Below are 18,244 nucleotides of genomic sequence, written 5' to 3' on the forward strand. Positions count from 1 at the left end.
TGTCGAAACATGGTTATAGTAAAAACAAGAGAAGAAATAGAATTAATGCGCGAAAGTGCCTTAATCGTATCTAAAACATTAGGAGAATTAGCCAAAGCTGTAAAACCTGGCGTTACCACATTAGAGTTAGATAAACTAGCAGAAACCTGTATTAGAGACCACGGTGCGATTCCTGGTTTTTTAGGTTTATACGATTTCCCTAACTCTTTATGCATGAGCCCAAATGCGCAAGTAGTTCATGGTATTCCTAACAACACCCCTTTACAAGAAGGCGACATCATTTCTATAGATTGCGGTGCTCTTAAAAACGATTTTTACGGCGACCATGCTTATACTTTTGCTGTTGGAGAAGTAACACCAGAAGTTCAAAAATTACTAGATGTAACTCGCGAATCGCTTTATGTAGGTATTCGAGAATTTAAACTAGGAAACCGTGTTGGCGACGTTGGTTATGCCATTCAAAACTATTGCGAAGCACACGGTTATGGTGTGGTACGCGAATTGGTAGGACATGGTTTAGGCCGAAAAATGCACGAAGATCCCGAAATGCCAAATTACGGCAAACGCGGGCGTGGCAAAAAATTTATAGAAGGCATGGTTGTAGCTATAGAACCTATGATTAACATGGGAACCCAACGCATTAAACAACACAGAGATGGCTGGACCATTACCACTTTAGACAACAAACCTAGTGCGCATTTCGAACACGATGTAGCCTTAGTTGATGGAAAACCAGAATTACTATCAACGTTTGCTTATATACACGACGCTTTAGGCATTACGACTAATGAAGAAGATGCATTCAGAAAAACTGCTTTAGTGCTTTAATGAAATCGGCTTTTAAGTTTGTTTTAAACACCATTCCGCGTCCTATTTTAATTCGGTTAAGTTATCTTGCTCGCCCTATTTTAGCTGCTGCTTTAAAAGGAAATACGTATACCGACCCTATAGACGGGAAACAATTTAAATCGTTTTTACCTTATGGTTATGGCAACCAACGCAACAATGTGTTATCACCTTCTACCCTATCGCTAGAGCGACACCGTTTGCTTTGGTTATATTTACAGCGGGAAACCGACTTCTTTTCGAGTCCTAAAAAAGTATTACACTTTGCTCCAGAACAAGCCTTTTACAAGCGATTTAGAAGTTTAAAACATCTAGATTACACAACCACCGATTTGTTTTCGCCTTTAGCCGATGTAAAAGCCGATATTTGCGATTTACCGTTTAAAGACAATAGTTTCGATATTATTTTTTGCAATCATGTTTTAGAACATATCCCTGACGACACACAAGCTATGAAGGAACTCTATCGTGTTTTAAAACCTAGCGGCATGGGAGTCTTTCAAATCCCGCAAGACCTATCAAGAGCAACCACTTTTGAAGACGATACGATTACCGATAAAAAAGAACGTGCAAAAGTATTTGGCCAATACGATCATGTTCGGGTGTATGGTCGAGATTATTTTAACAAGCTCAGATCGATAGGATTTAAAGTGACTGAAGTCGATTACACCAAAGCTTTTTCCGATGCCGATATTGAACGATTCTGTCTGGCAAAAGGAGAAATTATTCCTGTAGTTTATAAAGAAAACAACTAAAAAAATGAATGCAAACTACATTGTTGCTACCGCAGCCTTATTAGGCATGTTAGCCGTAATTTTTGGAGCTTTCGGAGCTCATGCTCTAAAAAAGATAGCAACACCAGAGCAAATTAAAAGTTTTGAAACTGGTGTAAAATACCAGATGTACCATGCTATCGTTTTATTGATTTTAGGCTTAAACTCCAGTTTTATATCAGCAACAATCTACTGGTGCTTTGTTACAGGCATTTTACTTTTCTCATTTAGTATTTATGGCCTTGTTTTGTCTGATGCAAAAGGAAAAAAATTAAAATTTTTAGGCCCTATTACTCCCATTGGCGGTCTATTTTTAATTGTAGGCTGGCTACTTTTACTGATTAAAGTTTTATAAAAATTATTCAGGAAAACCATTCAAACTCATAGTTTCTAACTCTTGATTGTCATTTTCAAAAATCAAAAACACCTGTAGCTCTGGGTGGCTTTTTAAAAAGGCTTCAACACGTGCTATACCCATAGCTTTAAACGCCGTAGCATAAGCGTCGGCAAACATGCAAGACTCTGCAATAACAGAAATACTCAACAAATTGGTTTTACTAGGGTATCCCGTTTCAGCATCAATAATGTGCGAATAACGGTTCCCTGCCGCATCTAGTTTAAATTTACGGTACGTACCAGATGTTGCCATAGATTTATTTTGTAAAGGTATGGCCTTTAAAATAGATTGCGAGCCATCAAAATGTGGCATTTCTACACCAACCTTCCAAGCTGCGTTTTTTTCTACATTAATCCCTCTGGCTCTAATTTCGCCACCTATTTCGACCATAAAATCCTGTATAGATTCACTTTCTAAAAATTCAGCAATAACATCTACACCATAACCTTTTGCTATAGCATTAAAATCTAGAAATGTATTGGCATCAGACTTTACAATTGTATTTGCTTTACGCTGTACTTTATCTAAACCAACACTTAGCAATAAACTATCTACTTTAAGGCTATCTAAGCCAATAATTTCCTTCTCTGGACCAAAATCCCATGCATTCACTAAAACACCTATAGTAGGATCGAAAGCACCATCGGTTTCTGTATAAATGGTTTTAGAAGCATCGAAAACATGAATAAAATGAGTATCTACAGTATCGGATACATTGGCATTGATTTTTGAAATACGTGAATCGGGAGTGTATGTAGACATCGACGCATTGATAACCGCAAACAAGCTATCGAATTGCTGTTGGTAGTTACGATTGGTTTCGGAAAAATATTTTACATGATACGAGGTACCAAAAACAGGCCCAGATAACGATACATTTCGTTGTTCTTGCTTACAAGAACACAAAACACTTAGCGCAAGTAGAGCAATAAAAAAATGCTTCATTTAATTAAGATGTGTTTCTATAACTTGAATACCATTGTATTCGATTAAATATTCCTGATTTAAGTAAATGGGTAAATCATTCCCATCTGGATTGCCTAGACCAACGCCAGCGTAAAGCACTTTAGCTTGCTTAGACCGCGCATGTTCCTTAAAAGTTTCCATCCAAACCACATCGTAGTTATTAGGATTTTCTGGCATTAAAACTGCACGAACTATAACAAAAAAATACTGACTGTTTTTATCGATACAAACAAACTGCGGATGCCGTTTCAGCTTACTATTAATCGCTACAAACTCAAAACCGCGTTGTTCTAAATCTTTACCAACATGGTTCATAGCTAAATTATGAAGTTCTTGTGTTGTAAGTGGTCTACTCATACTGCAAAATTAATATATAAACTTTACAATTTTAATTGTGCGGTATATTTTGTAACTTAAACCGTATAAAATTTGTGTTATGAAAACAACTGTCCGATTTGATAAAGCCATACAAAAACTATATACTGCATTTCATGATAACACGTTACACCCAGAATGTTGTAAAAGTTGTGCAGTGGGCAATATTTTAGACCAAAATGATGCTTGGAAACATTTGTCTGATGAACACGGTTCTACCCAATTAAATTATTTAGGACAAGTACATCAAAACTTAGGAAGACGTTTTAACGGATACAAACCTTTGGAGCTACTACAGATTGAACATGAATTTTTAAAGGCCTGCGGCTATAGCGTACCCTTACATTATAAAAACAAGAAACCAAAAAAACCAACGAGTAAGGATAATTTATTTAAAGGACTAAGTGCAGTGGTGGCTTTATTATGCCAATTCGATAACATTCCTAATGTAATGGACTGTTCTAAGTTATTTGAATTTGAAATGCAACACGAAAGACTCATTTAAATTAATTTGGTTAAAAACCATAAAAAAAGACTGGCTAAAAAGTTGATGTTTCGTCAATCTGAATTTATTTCAGATTCTCATAATTATTGATCTTCAATATGATGAGATTCTGTGTCAAGCACAGAATGACGAGTTGTTAAACTTCTCAGCCAGTCTTTTTATGTATTAATAAATAAGGATTACTTACTTAACAAAGCATTCAATACCGAAGGATTCATTTTTGTGCTCACTTCAGAAATAGGAGTAACCCCAATTGTTCTATCTCCTTCCGTTTGATCTACAGCTCCTAAAAATGTAGTATTATAATCAAGTGCCACTGGAACACCATCGATTAACGCAGTATAAGAGAAATCTACAGTTTCAGAGAAATCACTATTTAAACTGAACATTGCTTCGGTTTCATGACCAAATTCATCAACAATCTCTTCGCCATCCAATCCTAAAAAGGCTAAAGCATAATAATGTGTCGTTTCTGCCATACTTGGAGCAACAGGAACGCCCTCTTCATCAAGATCTGTTAATAATACCAATTGAATATAGTTTGTAGACTCTGTATTTTGAAAATCGCCATTACCTGCTACTACAGCCCATAAACCATGAGTATTGGCCTCAGCACCATCATCTAAAGCATCTACTGGTCCGAAATACGCCAATATAGAATTTTTAACCTCGTAATTTACCGCTTCAAAGAAAATAGCATTATCTTCTTGAACAGCATTAACCTCTACAGTAACAGTGTTACTAGTTAGGCCGTCGTTAGTCGCATGAATCGTATAAGATCCGGCCTGATTTGGAGTAAAAACTTGAGATATTTCGCTTTCGTTTACATAATAGGTTGAAGTAGCTGTAACATTCTCGTCTAGATCGTTCATTACAGTTAAAGTTATAGAATCACCCATGTCGATAGTTGTAACATCGGCAGATAAGGTAATAGAAGTCGCAACAGGTTCCTCTATTATAGGTTCTTCAGTAGATCCGTCATCACTACTACTACATGATAAGATTAGGGTAGATGTTCCTACAAAAAGAGAACACAGTAAAAAAAATTTTTTCATAATTGATTATTTGTAATAAAATTGAAGAGTCAAAGATATACTTATATCGTTAAGAATCTAATGCAATTTAGAGGGTCAGGCATGAAATTATATGATTTTTCTTACATATTTTTTTAGGAATTCAGAAATTGAAAAGACTAAAACTATAAACACATAATACCGAATAAAACCATTAAACACTATAATTCAATACCATAACTTAAAACAATATAGTAGAAAGACTATGAATATACACTTAGCAAAGAATATACATCATAACCTTGAAGAATAATGCTATTATGCTGCTATAAGAAGCTAAAACAGTAATTGGTTTGATTAAACTACAAGGTATTAAACACAAAAAAACCCAACAATATATGTTGGGTTTTTAATTTATGTTGAGAACTGTTATCCTCCAAAGTCATCAAAACGAATATTTTCGTCTGGAATACCAAAGTCTTCTCCCATTTTTTGAACGGCTTTGTTCATTAATGGCGGTCCACAGAAATACAGTTCTATATCTTCTGGGGTATCGTGTTTGCTTAAGTAATTATCGATAACACAGTTGTGAATGAATCCTACAAATCCATCACCAGGAGCATCAATGTCTTCCTTAACTTTCCAATTGTCTTCTGGTAACGGCTCTGAAAGCGCTAAGAAGAAACGGAAATTCGGGAATTCTCTTTCCAATTCGTAGAAGTGCTCTAAGTAGAACAATTCACGCTTAGAACGACCACCGTACCAATAGGTTACTTTACGACCTGTTTTTAAGGTTTTGAATAAGTGATATAAGTGCGAACGCATTGGCGCCATACCTGCACCACCACCAACATAAAGCATTTCTGCCTCAGAATCGTTAATAAAGAACTCTCCGTAAGGTCCAGAAATAACCACTTTATCGCCTTTCTTTCTAGAGAAAATGTAAGACGAGGCTACACCCGGGTTAACATCCATCCAACCGTTTTTGTTACGATCCCATGGCGGAGTTGCAATACGAACGTTAAGCATAATTTCGCGCCCTTCTGCTGGGTAAGAAGCCATAGAGTAGGCACGTTCTACAGACTCAGAGTTTTTCATAACTAATGGCCAAAGATTAAACTTGTCCCACTCGTCTTTAAACTTATCTGGCGTTTCGTGCTCTTCTGGGTGCGCTGTAATATCGATATCAGCATATTTAATCTCACATTCAGGAATTTCAATTTGAATATACCCTCCTGCTTTATAGTTCATATCCTCTGGAATCTCGACAACGAACTCCTTAATAAACGATGCTACGTTGAAATTACGAACAACTGTTGCTTCCCATTTCTTAATACCAAATACCTCTTCCGGAATGGTAATTTCCATGTCTTGCTTTACTTTAACCTGACAGGCTAAACGTGCACCATGTTGTAATTCTTTTCTTGTAAAGTGAGGTGTTTCTGTCGGTAAGGCTTCACCACCTCCAGATAATACATGACATTCGCACTGAATACATGTACCACCGCCACCACAAGCTGATGGTAAGAATATTTTTGAATTTCCTAAAGTTGAAAGTAAGCTTCCTCCAGATCCTACTTCAATTTCTTTTTCACCATTTATTTTAATTTTAACAGGTCCAGATGGTGATAATTTCTGTTTTACAAATAACAATAACGCAACTAAAATTAAAGTAATAATTAAAAAAGCTGCTACGGTTGCTATTATGGTTCCTGTTGTACTTGCTGCTAAAATCGTCATGATATCTTAGTTGATTGCTTTTGTATTATTAGCTAACTCTGTTGTAGTATCTACTTTAGGAGTTTCTACTTTTACCGTTTTTTCTTCTTTGGCACCTTCTTCATCACCACCAGTTAACATACCACCAAAACTCATAAACCCGATGGCCATTAAACCTGTAATAATAAAGGTAATTCCTAAGCCTCTTAAAGCTGGTGGCACATTTGAGTATCTGATTTTTTCGCGAATGGCAGCGATAGCTAAAATGGCTAAAAACCAACCAATACCCGAACCAATACCATAAGTTGTTGCTAAACCAATAGTAGGAATTTCACGAGATTGCATGAATAAAGATCCCCCTAAAATAGCACAGTTTACGGCAATAAGCGGTAAGAATATACCCAAAGAGTTATATAATGAAGGCGAAAATTTCTCTACAATTATTTCTACTAACTGTACCATAGTTGCAATGGTAGCAATAAATAAAATAAACGATAAGAAACTTAAATCGTAATCGGCATACTCGGCACCTAACCATTTTAAAGCTCCTGGTTGTAATATATACTGATCTAACAACCAGTTTAAAGGCACAGTTACTGTAAGTACAAATATAACGGCCGCACCTAAACCCACTGCGGTTGATACTTTTTTAGATACCGCTAGGTAAGAACACATTCCTAAGAACGTGGCAAATACCATGTTATCTATAAATATTGATTTGAAAAATAATTCTATATGTTCCATATTATTTAGTATTGAGTATTGAGTTGTTAGTATTGAAAATCTAAAATCTTCATTACTAATAGCTCACTACTAATTAATGATCTTCTATTAAAGCTTTATTTCGGCTACGTTGTACCCAGATAATAATACCCACAACTATTAAGGCCATTGGCGATAACAGCATGAATCCGTTATTTTCATAACCTATAGCGTACAATCCTGTTTTCTCGATTGGGTCTCCTAAAACTTTAAATCCTAATAAAGTACCAGAACCTAATAACTCTCTAAAAAATCCAACAATAACAAGAATTAAACCATAACCTGCAGCGTTACCTATACCATCAAGGAACGATCTCCAAGGGCCATTACCTAAAGCAAAAGCTTCAAAACGTCCCATAATAATACAGTTTGTAATAATTAACCCTACGAAAACCGATAATGTTTTACTTAGCTCATAAGAAAAAGCTTTTAAGACTTGATCTACTATAATTACCAATGCAGCTACAACAACTAACTGAACGATAATTCTAATTTTTGAAGGAATTACATTTCTTAATAAAGAAATAACAACATTTCCTATACCTAACACAGCCATTACCGAAACAGCCATTACAATTGAAGCTTTTAATTGCGCTGTAATTGCCAAAGCAGAACAGATTCCTAATACCTGAATGGTAATTGGGTTATTATCTGCTAACGGATCGGTGATTAACTTTGTGTCTTTTTTTGATAAAAGTCCCATAAAATTAATTGTTTTTTAAGTTATCAAAATAAGGTTTGTACAGCTTTAAATCGCTTTTAATCATAGCCGAAACCCCATTACCTGTAATAGTTGCTCCTGCAATAGCATCAACCTCATTATCTGTTTTATCTTCGTTAGTTGGATCTGCATTTCCTTTAGCTACTTCTACCCCTTTAAAGTTTCCGTTAGCGTCTAGTAAATGTTCTCCAATAAAATCGTCCATAAAGAAACGCTCTTTAATGTTGGCTCCTAAACCAGGAGTTTCCCCTTTATGATCGAAATATGCACCTTGTATAACCATATCTTTATCTACAGATACGTAACCCCAAATAGCATCCCAAAGGCCTTTCCCGTAAATAGGAATTACGTAAAAAGTTTCGCCTTCTTTCTCGCCAACAAATACAGGTAAACGTCTTTTAGAGCTATCGTTACCAGCATTCGATTTTTCTTTCTTAATATCTATTAAGTAAGCTTCTGAATCTTCGCTAACATCTCCGTCTAAAATTACGATTTGTTTAGTGATATATTTTTTAAATAACTCCGGTGCTTCACTTGCAGAAACAAATACTGCACTTCCTTCGTCGTTATCGTTTACGCCCATAGCGTACAGAATATTTTGCTGCTTTTCTATACGTTGGTTTTCTGCAATTCTAGGTTTTAATGAAGACGCAGTAAAAGCTAATAATGCACCTACAATTAATACCATTACTATAGCAAATATAATGGTGTACGAATTTTTGTCTGTTCTATTTTCCATTGTTATGCCGTTTTAACTTTTAAACGTTTCATTCTTTTCTTAACGTTAGCCTGAACTACATAATGATCGATTGTTGGAGCAAATACGTTCATTAATAAGATTGCTAACATAACACCTTCTGGATACGCTGGGTTAAACACACGAATCATAATCGATAAGAATCCGATTAAGAAACCGTAAATCCACTTGCCCTTATTGGTTTGCGATGCCGTAACTGGATCTGTTGCCATGTATACCGTACCAAAAGCAAAACCACCAATTAATAAATGATGCCAGAATTCTGTATTCATTAAAGCATAAAATTTGCTGCTTTCTGCAATCCATCCTGATGATGCCACTCCGTTAAAGATTAAGCCCATAACTAAAGCTCCTAAAACAGATGATAACATAATTCTCCAGCTTCCTATTTTAGTAAAGATTAAGAATAGACCGCCTAATAAAATAAGAAATGTAGAGGTTTCGCCTACCGACCCTGGTATGAATCCAAAAAACATATCGCTTATCGAATAGTGAATCTCGTGACCTTGTGCTAAGCTTCCTAAAATAGTTTCTCCAGAAATAGCATCAACATTAGCGCCAGCAGCAATTTCTTGAGAACGCTCTACAGCACCGTGTACCCATACTTTATCTCCGGACATCCATGTTGGATAAGCGAAGAACAAAAAGGCACGGATAGTTAAAGCTGGGTTAAGAATATTCATTCCCGTACCTCCAAAAACTTCTTTACCTATTACAACACCAAAAGCTACAGCCACAGCCAACATCCATAACGGAATATCTATTGGCACAATAAGTGGCACTAACATACCTGTTACAAGGTAGCCTTCTTCTACTTCGTGTTTTTTAATGATAGCGAATAAAAATTCGATTCCTAAACCAACTCCATACGATACGATTAGTAAAGGCAATACCTTTATTAATCCGATATAAAAGGCATCCCAAGATAAAAATTCTACTGGTGTACCTAAAGCCGAAAAATGCTGATATCCGGCATTAAACATACCAAATATTAAACACGGAACCATAGCCATGATAACCGTATTCATAGTACGCTTTAAGTCGTCTGCGGCTTTTATATGCGTACCGTTGTGCGTTGTTTCGTTTGGCAAGTATAAAAACGTATGCAAAGCATTAAACGCTGGCGCATATTTTGTGCCCTTATACTTTTCTTTTAAATTATGTAAATTACTTTTTAAACCCATGATTACCCTATTTCTTTAATCATTACATCTAAACCTCTTCTTATAATTTCCTGATGCGGTTGTTTAGATACACATACAAATTCTGTTAATGCAAAATCTTCAGGAGCCACTTCGTACATACCTAATGCTTCCATCTCGTCTAAATCGTTATACATACACGATTTTAAGATTTGCATCGGATAAATATCTAAAGGAAATACTTCTTCGTAATTTCCTGTTAACACAAATGCTCTGTGTTCTCCGTTAGTATTTGTATTTAAATTGTATTTTTTATTTGGATTCAACCACGAGAATGTCATTGCTCTGGTAGTAGACACTTTATTAAACACAGGTTTATTCCATCCAAACAATTCGTAATCATCGCCTTCTGGAATAACCGTAATTAAGTTGCTATAATAATCTAAATTACCATCTGGTTTTACTTGCTTACCAGACAGCACGTTTCCAGAAATAACACGGTAATTACCATTTTGTTCTACGCCATTATCGTAAATCATGGTAGCAACTTCACTTCCTATTTTAGTTTTAAAATATCTTGGTTTTTGTACCGAAGAACCAACTAATGCCACAATTCGTTCTGCATTAAACTTTCCAGTTAGTAACAATTCTCCTATAATCACCAAGTCTTGCGGATTGATAGTCCACACAGTTTCTCCTTTGTTAACAGGATCTATTTTATTAATTTGAGTCCCCACATTCCCTACTGGGTGTGGTCCCGACACCTGATGCATAGTTACTCCAGACAACCCAGACAACGGAGAGCTTCCGCCCTGCTTTACAGACACATGTACCTTACCTTCTGTTAACTTACCTAAGGCAGTAACCGCAGCTTGTAGCTCGGCTTCTTTACCCTGCAATACAAAATCGTAATCGGCAGCTAACGGCGCACTATTGTACCCAGAAACAAAAATAGCTTTAGGCGATTTTTGCGGATTAGCAATAACGTCGTAAGGTCTTTGCTTGATAAATGGCCAACATCCAGACGCTAGTAAAAGCGACTTAATGGTTTCGGCATTTGCAGATTGAACATTGATTTTTTCGTTTTCCTGATATACTTGCGTTTTATCTGCCTGAATTTTAATTGCTAAAATTTTACGTTTTTCTCCACGTAAAATATCAACAATCTCTCCTGAAACTGGAGATACAAATTGAACAGATTCATTAGATTTATCGTAAAATACCGAACCACCAGCTTTTACTTTATCACCAACTCTTGCAACTAATTTAGGAATAACACCGTGGAAGTCTTCCGGTCTAATGGTGCAGGTATTGCTTATTACAGCACTTTCCAAAGCTTTTTCAGCTTCACCTTCAAGTTTAATGTCTAGACCTTTCGTAATCTTAATGTCGTTTGACATATTATAAATCTATTTATTAATAATAGTTATACCGATTTTTGTCTAAAAACCGACTAAAAAATCGCTGCAAATTTAAGAATAAAAACATAATTTTCTTTGAATTTCCTACAAAGAAAATTATTTATAACTGTTCTAAATAATCAAAATACATACACTTACAAAAAACTGTATCTTTACAAAATCTAAAAACATCTTTCATGCGAACTACACTACTTTTTACAGTACTTAGCACCTTATTTACATTAATTAGCCACAGCCAAGTTGCGTACGAAATCAATCCTCCTAATTATATAAAATCGATAACTTTTAAAGGCGATACCGATGTGAGTGTATTACCGATACTCGATTTAGGAGAAACCTTACAATTAGAATTTGATGTTTTAAACGGAAATGAAGACGATTATTACTACAGCATTACGCACCATAATTACGATTGGACCCCATCTAATTTAATGCGTACCGAGTACATAGACGGCTTCGATAAACAACGCATCGTAAATTACGAGAACTCATATAATACATTTCAAATATATTCGCACTACGTGTTAAGTTTACCAAACAACCAAGTGCGCAGCTTAAAAGTTTCTGGCAATTACATGATAAAAGTCTACAACGAAAACGACGAGCTTATGTTTTCCAGAAAGTTTATGGTAAACGAAAGCGGAGCCACAGTTGGAGTAACCGTAAAACCTTCTAGAGACGTTAAGTTTATAAACGAAAAACACAATGTAGACATCGTTATAAACTCCAATACCATACAATTTACAAACCCACAGCAAACTGTAAAAACCAGTATAATTCAAAATAACAATTTAAAAAGCGCCATCAACAACCTAGTACCAATGTACACCATGGGCAACGCTTTATCTTACAAATACACCAAAGAGACCAGTTTTTGGGCAGGTAACGAGTATTTCTATTTTGAAAACAAAGACATTAGAGTGGCTGGTTCTGGAGTAAATTTTGTAGATCTTCAAGATATTTATCACTCTATTTTATTTACCAATCCAACCAGGAAATTTCTAGCCTACACCTACAACCCAGACATTAATGGTAATTTTGTAATAAATACCATTAATGGCACAGATCCTGCGATTGAAGCAGACTATGCTTGGGTACATTTTTCGTTAGAATCAGACGAATTCCCGATCAATAAGACCGTACATATTTATGGTAATTTCAATAATTACGACACCAATAGCGAAACACAAATGACCTACAATCAAGATCGTGGTATTTACGAAGGTGTTTTACTTTTAAAACAAGGATTTTATAATTACAAATTTGTTACTAAAGACGAAAACCAACAAGTAAATGAAGGTGAAATAAGCGGTAACTTCTATCAAACCGAAAACGATTATAAAGTTATTGTGTATTATAGGGAGTTAGGTGGGCGTTACGACAAAATTATAGGCATTGGCGAGGCCAACTCTGTAAATCTTTCCAATTAATTCTTTTTAATTTCATTACATTCTATTATCTTAACGTTTTTCAAAATTAAATTTATTATTTTTGTAGTCTAAAAAACACTATTTATCAACTAGATAACATGGTTCAACAAGTAACAAGAGGCATAAAAATTTCTGTAGAAACTAATTTTGAAGGTACTTTTTATAAAAACTATAAAATACAGTACGCTTTCGAATACCAAGTTACCATAGAAAACCAAAGCAAAGATGCAGTGCAGCTAAATGCGAGACACTGGACGATTCTTGATGCTTTAAATAATGTTGAAATTGTTTCAGGAGAAGGCGTCATCGGTAACAAGCCTGTTTTAAAACCTGGCGAATCGCATTCTTACAAGTCAGGATGCCTACTTACATCTCCATTTGGTGCCATGCGTGGCTTTTATAGTATGATCAACCTTAACAACACCCAAAAGTTTAAAGTTATTATTCCTACTTTTAAACTTAGTGCACCATTTGCCATAAATTAATTGCTACAATTTATTCCTATTTCAACTAAAGGCATGCGATAGCTTTTAGCGACTATTCATTACATCATCAATAAATCCAATTTAACGCCTTTTTAGGATTTTCTAAATCTAGCAACCAAGATAAATATTGTACATTTGTTGCCTATTCAACAAACACTGTAAATTTTATAATATTATGGCTAAAGGATTTTTCAATACACCAATTGCTATTAACGAACCCGTAAGAAGTTATGCTCCTGGATCTCCAGAACGCGAAGCCGTTTTAGAAGCTTACAACGCGATGTTTAACAGCAATGTAGATGTCCCTTTATATATTAATGGGAAAGATGTGACCACTGGAAACACAAGAACCATGTCTCCCCCACACGACCACAAACATATTGTTGGCCAATATCACTTAGCAGAAAAATCGCATGTAGAAGAAGCTATTGCCACAGCTTTAGAGGCTAGAAAACAATGGTCTCAAATGCCTTGGGAACAACGTGCTGGCATATTTTTAAAAGCTGCCGAACTTATTCAGGGGCCTTATAGAGCAAAAATAAATGCCGCTACAATGATAGCGCAATCTAAGACCATTCATCAAGCAGAAATCGATTCAGCTTGCGAATTGATAGATTTTCTTCGTTTTAACGTGCAATACATGACCGATATTTACCACGAGCAACCAGAAAGTACTAGCGACGCATGGAATCGTGTAGAATATCGTCCTTTAGAAGGGTTTACTTATGCAGTAACTCCATTCAACTTTACTGCAATTGCAGGTAACTTGCCAGCCTGTATGGCATTAATGGGTAATGTTGTGGTTTGGAAACCTAGCGATAGCCAAGTCTATTCTGCAAAAGTTATTATGGATGTATTTAAAGAAGCTGGTGTTCCAGATGGCGTTATAAACGTTGTTTTTGGAGATGCTGCCATGATTACCGATATAGTATTAGCCAGTCCAGATTTTTCGGGCTTACACTTTACAGGTTCTACATTTATATTTAAAGAACTTTGGAAAAAAATAGGTAACAACATTCACAACTACAAAACTTACCCTAGAATTGTTGGTGAAACTGGTGGAAAAGACTTTATTGTAGCGCACAAATCGGCTATCCCTAAGCAAGTTGCTACAGCCATAGTTAGAGGTGCTTTCGAATTCCAAGGTCAAAAATGTAGTGCTGCATCTAGAGCCTATATTCCTCAAAACATTTGGGAAGAAGTAAAAGCAATGGTTATAGAAGATGTTACATCGTTCAAGATGGGATCGCCTGCAGATTTTAACAACTTCATTACCGCTGTAATCCACGAAGGGTCTTTCGACAAATTAGCCAAATACATAGACCAAGCAAAAGCAGATAGCGATGCCGAAATTATTGTAGGTGGTAATTACGACAAAAGCAAAGGTTATTTTATAGAACCGACTGTAATTGTAACTTCTAACCCAAAATACACAACCATGTGTACAGAGTTATTTGGGCCAGTAATTACAATTTATGTATATAATGAAGAAGAATACAGCGAAACTTTAAAATTAGTTGACGAAACTAGCGAATACGCTTTAACTGGTGCTATTTTATCGCAAGACCGATATGCTGTTGTTGAAGCAACTAAAGCTTTACAAAACAGTGCAGGAAACTTCTACATTAACGACAAACCTACAGGAGCCGTTGTAGGCCAACAACCTTTTGGTGGCGCAAGAGCTTCTGGAACCAACGACAAAGCTGGTAGTGCACAAAACTTATTAAGATGGGTATCACCTAGATTAATTAAGGAAACTTTTGTAACACCGACCGATTATCGTTATCCGTTTTTAGGTGAATAGTCTCGACAAAAATTCATACATACAAAATCCTGTTTCATTTAAATGAAGCAGGATTTTTTTTATTCACACTTGCGAGTTAATTATAAATACTGTTACTTCGTTTTGTTAGATAAACCATCCACGAATGAAAACGTTCCTTTCTGCTTTAAGTCTTTTAATTATTACCAGCTGCAGCTCTTCCAAAACAACAGTTTCAAAATCTTCGGACCGACCATTTTATGTCGGTACTTACACCCGAAACGACAGTAAGAGCAAAGGCATCTATCAATACCTATTAAAAAAGGATGGCACCTTACAGAAAGTTGGACTAAAAGCCACGACAAAAAACCCGTCTTTTCTAAGTTTCAACGCCGATAAAACAACACTTCTAGCTGCCAACGAATTGGAAATTGATGGCAGTGGAGCCATAACAGCTTATGCTATAGATAACGATTCCTTGGTGTTTAAAAATACCATTTCATCGGGTGGTACAAATCCGTGTTTTGTTACCACAACCAGCAACAACTATGTTTTAGCGGCTAATTATAATAGCGGAACTGTTGGACTATTACAATTACAAGACGATGGCCATTTATCGCAATTACTATACACTCAAAAACATGTCGGGAAAGGTAAGCATGACAGACAAGATGCGCCGCACGCCCATTCTGTTTGGACAGTACCCAACAGCAATCAAATTATAGCCGTCGACCTAGGCACAAATCAATTGTGGTTTTCAGAAATAGACACACAAACCAACACCTTAAAACCAACGGAACCCTTGCTTCTAGATATGGCTGAAGGCGCAGGGCCAAGACATTTAACATTTCACCCTAACAAACCGTACCTGTATGTTTTAAACGAATTAAATAACACCATTACAAGAGTAGAAAAAAACAATAACAATTACACCGCTAAAGAAAGCATTTCTACCCTTCCAGATGCGTTTACAGGAGAAAATACAAGTGCAGATATACATATTTCTAACGATGGTAAATTTGTATATTCGAGCAACAGAGGGCACGATAGTATTGTCATATTTAAAGTAGATCCCGACAATGGGCAATTAACCTTTATTGCACATGAATCTACACGCGGAAAAACACCTAGAAATTTCTCGTTAACGCCTCAAAACGATTTTCTAATTGTTGCCAATCAACATTCCGACAACATGGTATCGTTTAAACGAGATAAAAAAACGGGGCTTTTAACTTTTGTAGATACCATTGAAGCACCAAGACCTGTTTGTATTCTTTTTGAATAATTACGGCTTGTATTTTATAGGCAAGTGAACAATTTTTTTAGTATCAAAAAAATCTTCATCAAAGTAATCGCTTAAATTATAAATGGTGGTGGTTTTATAATCTTTTAATTCATCGGTTAAATCGCCGCCTTTCAAATAAATAATCCCATTTTTCAGGGTGTTTTGTTGCGCTTTGGCGATTTTACCTTTGGTCCAATGCACAAATGTGGGCATAGCGGCTACGGCACGGCTTACTATAAAATCGTATGTATCGTTTATATCCTCTACGCGGCTATGCGTAATTTTCACATTGGTAAGTTCTAAACCATCTACTACATTACTAACAACCTTAAGCTTTTTAGCAATACTATCTACCAAATGAAAGGAACATTCTGGAAACATAATAGCTAAGGGTATACCAGGAAAACCTCCACCAGTACCTACATCCATTAATTTAGAGCCTGCCTTAAACTGTATTAACTTTGCTATGGCCAAAGAGTGCAATACATGTCGTAAATACAATTCGTCGATATCTTTTCGAGACACTACATTAATTTTCAAGTTCCAATCCTGATACAATTCTTCTAATTTTTCGAATTTAGAAATCTGATCTTCACTAAGATTGGGAAAGTACTTTAAAAGAAGCTCCATCTGATTTTATTTTTGGCAAAAATATGGATTTTAAACACATATTTTTATGAATTAATTAATAAGTTAAGTTGCTTTATTAGCTATATTTGCGGAAAATGTAAACCACACCCTTGGTTCTCATTAAAATTATTAGTTATGACAAATCAAATGCTTTCGTTTTCGCGTACAGATTCTGCTAAATTTTTCAGAACCTTAAACAAACGCGTGAACGAATATTTTAAGGAAAACAATATAAAACGTACAGGTAATTGGAAACTATGGGTAAAAACCATTATTATGTTTTCCATATTTTTAGCACCTTACTTTTTATTGTTAACCTTAGACATACCACAATGGGCACAACTGCTACTCACTATTGTTATGGGTGTTGGGATGGCTGGCGTTGGCATGAATGTGATGCATGATGGAAACCATGGCTCGTTTTCGGACAAAGAATGGATTAACAACCTTATGGGCAGTAGCATATACATTTTAGCTGGTAACGTATACAACTGGAAAGTACAACACAATGTGTTACACCACACTTACACAAATATTCATGGACATGACGAAGATTTAGAAGCTGGTCGTATTTTACGATTTTCTAAACACTCCGAATGGCAATGGCATCACAGGTTCCAACATTACTATTCCATTTTACTATATGGATTGTTAACCATTAACTGGGCCATTACTACCGATTGGAAGCAAATGCGAAGCTATATGAAACGTAAATTAGCTTATGGCAAATTTCCGAACCCAGTAGCCAACTGGAGCAAGTTGGTAATTTCTAAAATAATTTACATTAGTATTTGGATTGTTTTACCAATGTTAATTTTAGATTTAGCATGGTGGAAAATTCTATTAGGATTTTTTATTATGCACTATACCGCTGGCTTAATTTTAAGTGTAGTATTTCAGCTAGCACACGTTATGGAAGATGCAGAAATGCCATTACCAGAACAAGATGGCACCATGAAAAACACTTGGGCGATTCACCAGTTAAAAACTACCGTAAACTTTTCAACGAAAAACAAAATCGTAAATTGGTTTACTGGCGGATTAAATCATCAGGTAGAACACCATATTTTTCCGCATATCAGTCATATTCACTATACCAAAATTTCAAAAATAGTGAAAGAAACTGCCTTAGAATTTAATTTACCTTACAACGAATATAAAACCACACGTAAAGCCATTATAGCTCATTTTAGATATTTACGCGAAATGGGCATGAAACCTGCTTTACAATCTTAACTAACAGAATATTTTATTA

19 protein-coding genes are annotated in these 18,244 nt (G+C 35.6%); 9 read left to right on the plus strand and 10 right to left on the minus strand.

Annotation, left to right across the window (positions count from 1 at the left end; genetic code table 11):
• Positions 1 to 9: 9 nt before the first annotated feature.
• From map to ACR9EA_RS13470, 3 genes are read left to right on the plus strand one after another with little or no spacing between them, the layout of a single operon-like run.
• Complete coding sequence (map, locus tag ACR9EA_RS13460; RefSeq protein WP_435134052.1) at positions 10 to 828, plus strand: type I methionyl aminopeptidase; 819 nt, start codon at positions 10 to 12, stop codon at positions 826 to 828.
• Entirely contained in the window at positions 828 to 1,601 is a 774-nt protein-coding gene (locus tag ACR9EA_RS13465; RefSeq protein ID WP_435134054.1) for a class I SAM-dependent methyltransferase, read from the plus strand. Before map ends, ACR9EA_RS13465 begins: the two co-directional genes overlap by 1 nt.
• A 4-nt stretch (positions 1,602 to 1,605) precedes the next feature.
• On the plus strand, positions 1,606 to 1,974 hold the full coding sequence (locus ACR9EA_RS13470; RefSeq protein ID WP_435134057.1) for a DUF423 domain-containing protein: 369 nt from the start codon (positions 1,606 to 1,608) through the stop codon (positions 1,972 to 1,974).
• Positions 1,975 to 1,977: 3 nt separating this feature from the next.
• Here the strand turns inward: ACR9EA_RS13470 and ACR9EA_RS13475 are convergent, their stop codons facing one another.
• On the minus strand, positions 1,978 to 2,961 hold the full coding sequence (locus tag ACR9EA_RS13475) for an FAD:protein FMN transferase (RefSeq protein WP_435134059.1): 984 nt from the start codon (positions 2,959 to 2,961) through the stop codon (positions 1,978 to 1,980).
• Positions 2,962 to 3,339: a Na(+)-translocating NADH-quinone reductase subunit F gene (locus tag ACR9EA_RS13480; RefSeq protein ID WP_435134062.1), complete on the minus strand. Its 378-nt coding sequence runs from the start codon at positions 3,337 to 3,339 to the stop codon at positions 2,962 to 2,964.
• A 79-nt stretch (positions 3,340 to 3,418) separates the two neighbouring features.
• Between ACR9EA_RS13480 and ACR9EA_RS13485 the strand changes: the two genes are divergently transcribed.
• Positions 3,419 to 3,862, plus strand: coding sequence for a Na(+)-translocating NADH-quinone reductase subunit F (locus ACR9EA_RS13485; RefSeq protein ID WP_435134065.1), 444 nt, complete (start codon positions 3,419 to 3,421; stop codon positions 3,860 to 3,862).
• 179 nt (positions 3,863 to 4,041) lie between these two features.
• On the opposite strand, the gene ACR9EA_RS13490 is transcribed toward ACR9EA_RS13485, so the two are convergent.
• From ACR9EA_RS13490 to ACR9EA_RS13520, 7 genes are all read right to left on the minus strand, one after another.
• Complete coding sequence (locus ACR9EA_RS13490; protein ID WP_435134067.1) at positions 4,042 to 4,917, minus strand: hypothetical protein; 876 nt, start codon at positions 4,915 to 4,917, stop codon at positions 4,042 to 4,044.
• A 387-nt stretch (positions 4,918 to 5,304) separates the two neighbouring features.
• On the minus strand, positions 5,305 to 6,615 hold the full coding sequence (gene nqrF / locus ACR9EA_RS13495) for an NADH:ubiquinone reductase (Na(+)-transporting) subunit F (RefSeq protein WP_435134069.1): 1,311 nt from the start codon (positions 6,613 to 6,615) through the stop codon (positions 5,305 to 5,307).
• A 6-nt stretch (positions 6,616 to 6,621) separates the two neighbouring features.
• Entirely contained in the window at positions 6,622 to 7,338 is a 717-nt protein-coding gene (gene nqrE, locus ACR9EA_RS13500) for an NADH:ubiquinone reductase (Na(+)-transporting) subunit E (protein WP_435134072.1), read from the minus strand.
• Between the two features lie 73 nt (positions 7,339 to 7,411).
• Complete coding sequence (locus ACR9EA_RS13505) at positions 7,412 to 8,059, minus strand: NADH:ubiquinone reductase (Na(+)-transporting) subunit D (protein ID WP_435134075.1); 648 nt, start codon at positions 8,057 to 8,059, stop codon at positions 7,412 to 7,414.
• A gap of 4 nt (positions 8,060 to 8,063) precedes the next feature.
• Positions 8,064 to 8,816: a Na(+)-translocating NADH-quinone reductase subunit C gene (locus tag ACR9EA_RS13510; RefSeq protein WP_435134077.1), complete on the minus strand. Its 753-nt coding sequence runs from the start codon at positions 8,814 to 8,816 to the stop codon at positions 8,064 to 8,066.
• A 2-nt stretch (positions 8,817 to 8,818) separates the two neighbouring features.
• Positions 8,819 to 10,018 (minus strand): NADH:ubiquinone reductase (Na(+)-transporting) subunit B, encoded by a 1,200-nt coding sequence (locus ACR9EA_RS13515; RefSeq protein WP_435134079.1) that lies wholly within the window; start codon positions 10,016 to 10,018, stop codon positions 8,819 to 8,821.
• 2 nt (positions 10,019 to 10,020) lie between these two features.
• Positions 10,021 to 11,376: a Na(+)-translocating NADH-quinone reductase subunit A gene (locus tag ACR9EA_RS13520; RefSeq protein ID WP_435134082.1), complete on the minus strand. Its 1,356-nt coding sequence runs from the start codon at positions 11,374 to 11,376 to the stop codon at positions 10,021 to 10,023.
• A 197-nt stretch (positions 11,377 to 11,573) separates the two neighbouring features.
• Here ACR9EA_RS13520 and ACR9EA_RS13525 point away from each other — a divergent pair, with 197 nt between their 5' ends.
• The 4 genes from ACR9EA_RS13525 to ACR9EA_RS13540 all read left to right on the plus strand — a co-directional run bounded on the left by ACR9EA_RS13525 (position 11,574) and on the right by ACR9EA_RS13540 (position 16,359).
• Positions 11,574 to 12,827, plus strand: a complete 1,254-nt coding sequence (locus ACR9EA_RS13525) for a DUF5103 domain-containing protein (RefSeq protein WP_435134084.1) — start codon at positions 11,574 to 11,576, stop codon at positions 12,825 to 12,827.
• Positions 12,828 to 12,925: 98 nt separating this feature from the next.
• Positions 12,926 to 13,312, plus strand: coding sequence for a Co2+/Mg2+ efflux protein ApaG (apaG, locus tag ACR9EA_RS13530; protein WP_435134087.1), 387 nt, complete (start codon positions 12,926 to 12,928; stop codon positions 13,310 to 13,312).
• 175 nt (positions 13,313 to 13,487) lie between these two features.
• The gene (gene pruA / locus ACR9EA_RS13535; protein WP_435134090.1) at positions 13,488 to 15,116 is read left to right on the plus strand and encodes an L-glutamate gamma-semialdehyde dehydrogenase; all 1,629 of its coding nucleotides are present in this window, start codon (positions 13,488 to 13,490) and stop codon (positions 15,114 to 15,116) included.
• 124 nt (positions 15,117 to 15,240) lie between these two features.
• On the plus strand, positions 15,241 to 16,359 hold the full coding sequence (locus ACR9EA_RS13540) for a lactonase family protein (protein ID WP_435134093.1): 1,119 nt from the start codon (positions 15,241 to 15,243) through the stop codon (positions 16,357 to 16,359).
• Here ACR9EA_RS13540 and rsmG read toward each other — a convergent pair whose 3' ends face one another.
• A complete protein-coding gene (gene rsmG / locus ACR9EA_RS13545) occupies positions 16,360 to 16,989 on the minus strand; it encodes a 16S rRNA (guanine(527)-N(7))-methyltransferase RsmG (RefSeq protein WP_435134096.1) in 630 nt (209 codons plus the stop codon).
• A gap of 135 nt (positions 16,990 to 17,124) precedes the next feature.
• Here rsmG and ACR9EA_RS13550 point away from each other — a divergent pair, with 135 nt between their 5' ends.
• Positions 17,125 to 18,225, plus strand: coding sequence for a fatty acid desaturase family protein (locus ACR9EA_RS13550; RefSeq protein WP_435134097.1), 1,101 nt, complete (start codon positions 17,125 to 17,127; stop codon positions 18,223 to 18,225).
• Positions 18,226 to 18,244 lie beyond the last annotated feature (19 nt).

Source organism: Formosa sp. A9 (assembly GCF_051200825.1).
Taxonomy (GTDB): Bacteria; Bacteroidota; Bacteroidia; order Flavobacteriales; family Flavobacteriaceae; genus Formosa.

Excerpts from the sequence above, each read along its gene's own strand:
- ACR9EA_RS13525 (WP_435134084.1), top strand. The coding sequence starts at position 11,574 with ATGCGAACTACACTACTTTTTACAGTACTTAGCACCTTATTTACATTA.
- ACR9EA_RS13520 (WP_435134082.1), bottom strand. The coding sequence starts at position 11,376 with ATGTCAAACGACATTAAGATTACGAAAGGTCTAGACATTAAACTTGAA.
- ACR9EA_RS13465 (WP_435134054.1), top strand. The coding sequence starts at position 828 with ATGAAATCGGCTTTTAAGTTTGTTTTAAACACCATTCCGCGTCCTATT.
- ACR9EA_RS13480 (WP_435134062.1), bottom strand. The coding sequence starts at position 3,339 with ATGAGTAGACCACTTACAACACAAGAACTTCATAATTTAGCTATGAAC.
- ACR9EA_RS13505 (WP_435134075.1), bottom strand. The coding sequence starts at position 8,059 with ATGGGACTTTTATCAAAAAAAGACACAAAGTTAATCACCGATCCGTTA.
- ACR9EA_RS13490 (WP_435134067.1), bottom strand. The coding sequence starts at position 4,917 with ATGAAAAAATTTTTTTTACTGTGTTCTCTTTTTGTAGGAACATCTACC.
- apaG (WP_435134087.1), top strand. The coding sequence starts at position 12,926 with ATGGTTCAACAAGTAACAAGAGGCATAAAAATTTCTGTAGAAACTAAT.
- ACR9EA_RS13470 (WP_435134057.1), top strand. The coding sequence starts at position 1,606 with ATGAATGCAAACTACATTGTTGCTACCGCAGCCTTATTAGGCATGTTA.
- ACR9EA_RS13550 (WP_435134097.1), top strand. The coding sequence starts at position 17,125 with ATGACAAATCAAATGCTTTCGTTTTCGCGTACAGATTCTGCTAAATTT.
- ACR9EA_RS13515 (WP_435134079.1), bottom strand. The coding sequence starts at position 10,018 with ATGGGTTTAAAAAGTAATTTACATAATTTAAAAGAAAAGTATAAGGGC.
- ACR9EA_RS13475 (WP_435134059.1), bottom strand. The coding sequence starts at position 2,961 with ATGAAGCATTTTTTTATTGCTCTACTTGCGCTAAGTGTTTTGTGTTCT.
- ACR9EA_RS13540 (WP_435134093.1), top strand. The coding sequence starts at position 15,241 with ATGAAAACGTTCCTTTCTGCTTTAAGTCTTTTAATTATTACCAGCTGC.
- pruA (WP_435134090.1), top strand. The coding sequence starts at position 13,488 with ATGGCTAAAGGATTTTTCAATACACCAATTGCTATTAACGAACCCGTA.
- map (WP_435134052.1), top strand. The coding sequence starts at position 10 with ATGGTTATAGTAAAAACAAGAGAAGAAATAGAATTAATGCGCGAAAGT.
- nqrF (WP_435134069.1), bottom strand. The coding sequence starts at position 6,615 with ATGACGATTTTAGCAGCAAGTACAACAGGAACCATAATAGCAACCGTA.
- nqrE (WP_435134072.1), bottom strand. The coding sequence starts at position 7,338 with ATGGAACATATAGAATTATTTTTCAAATCAATATTTATAGATAACATG.
- rsmG (WP_435134096.1), bottom strand. The coding sequence starts at position 16,989 with ATGGAGCTTCTTTTAAAGTACTTTCCCAATCTTAGTGAAGATCAGATT.
- ACR9EA_RS13485 (WP_435134065.1), top strand. The coding sequence starts at position 3,419 with ATGAAAACAACTGTCCGATTTGATAAAGCCATACAAAAACTATATACT.
- ACR9EA_RS13510 (WP_435134077.1), bottom strand. The coding sequence starts at position 8,816 with ATGGAAAATAGAACAGACAAAAATTCGTACACCATTATATTTGCTATA.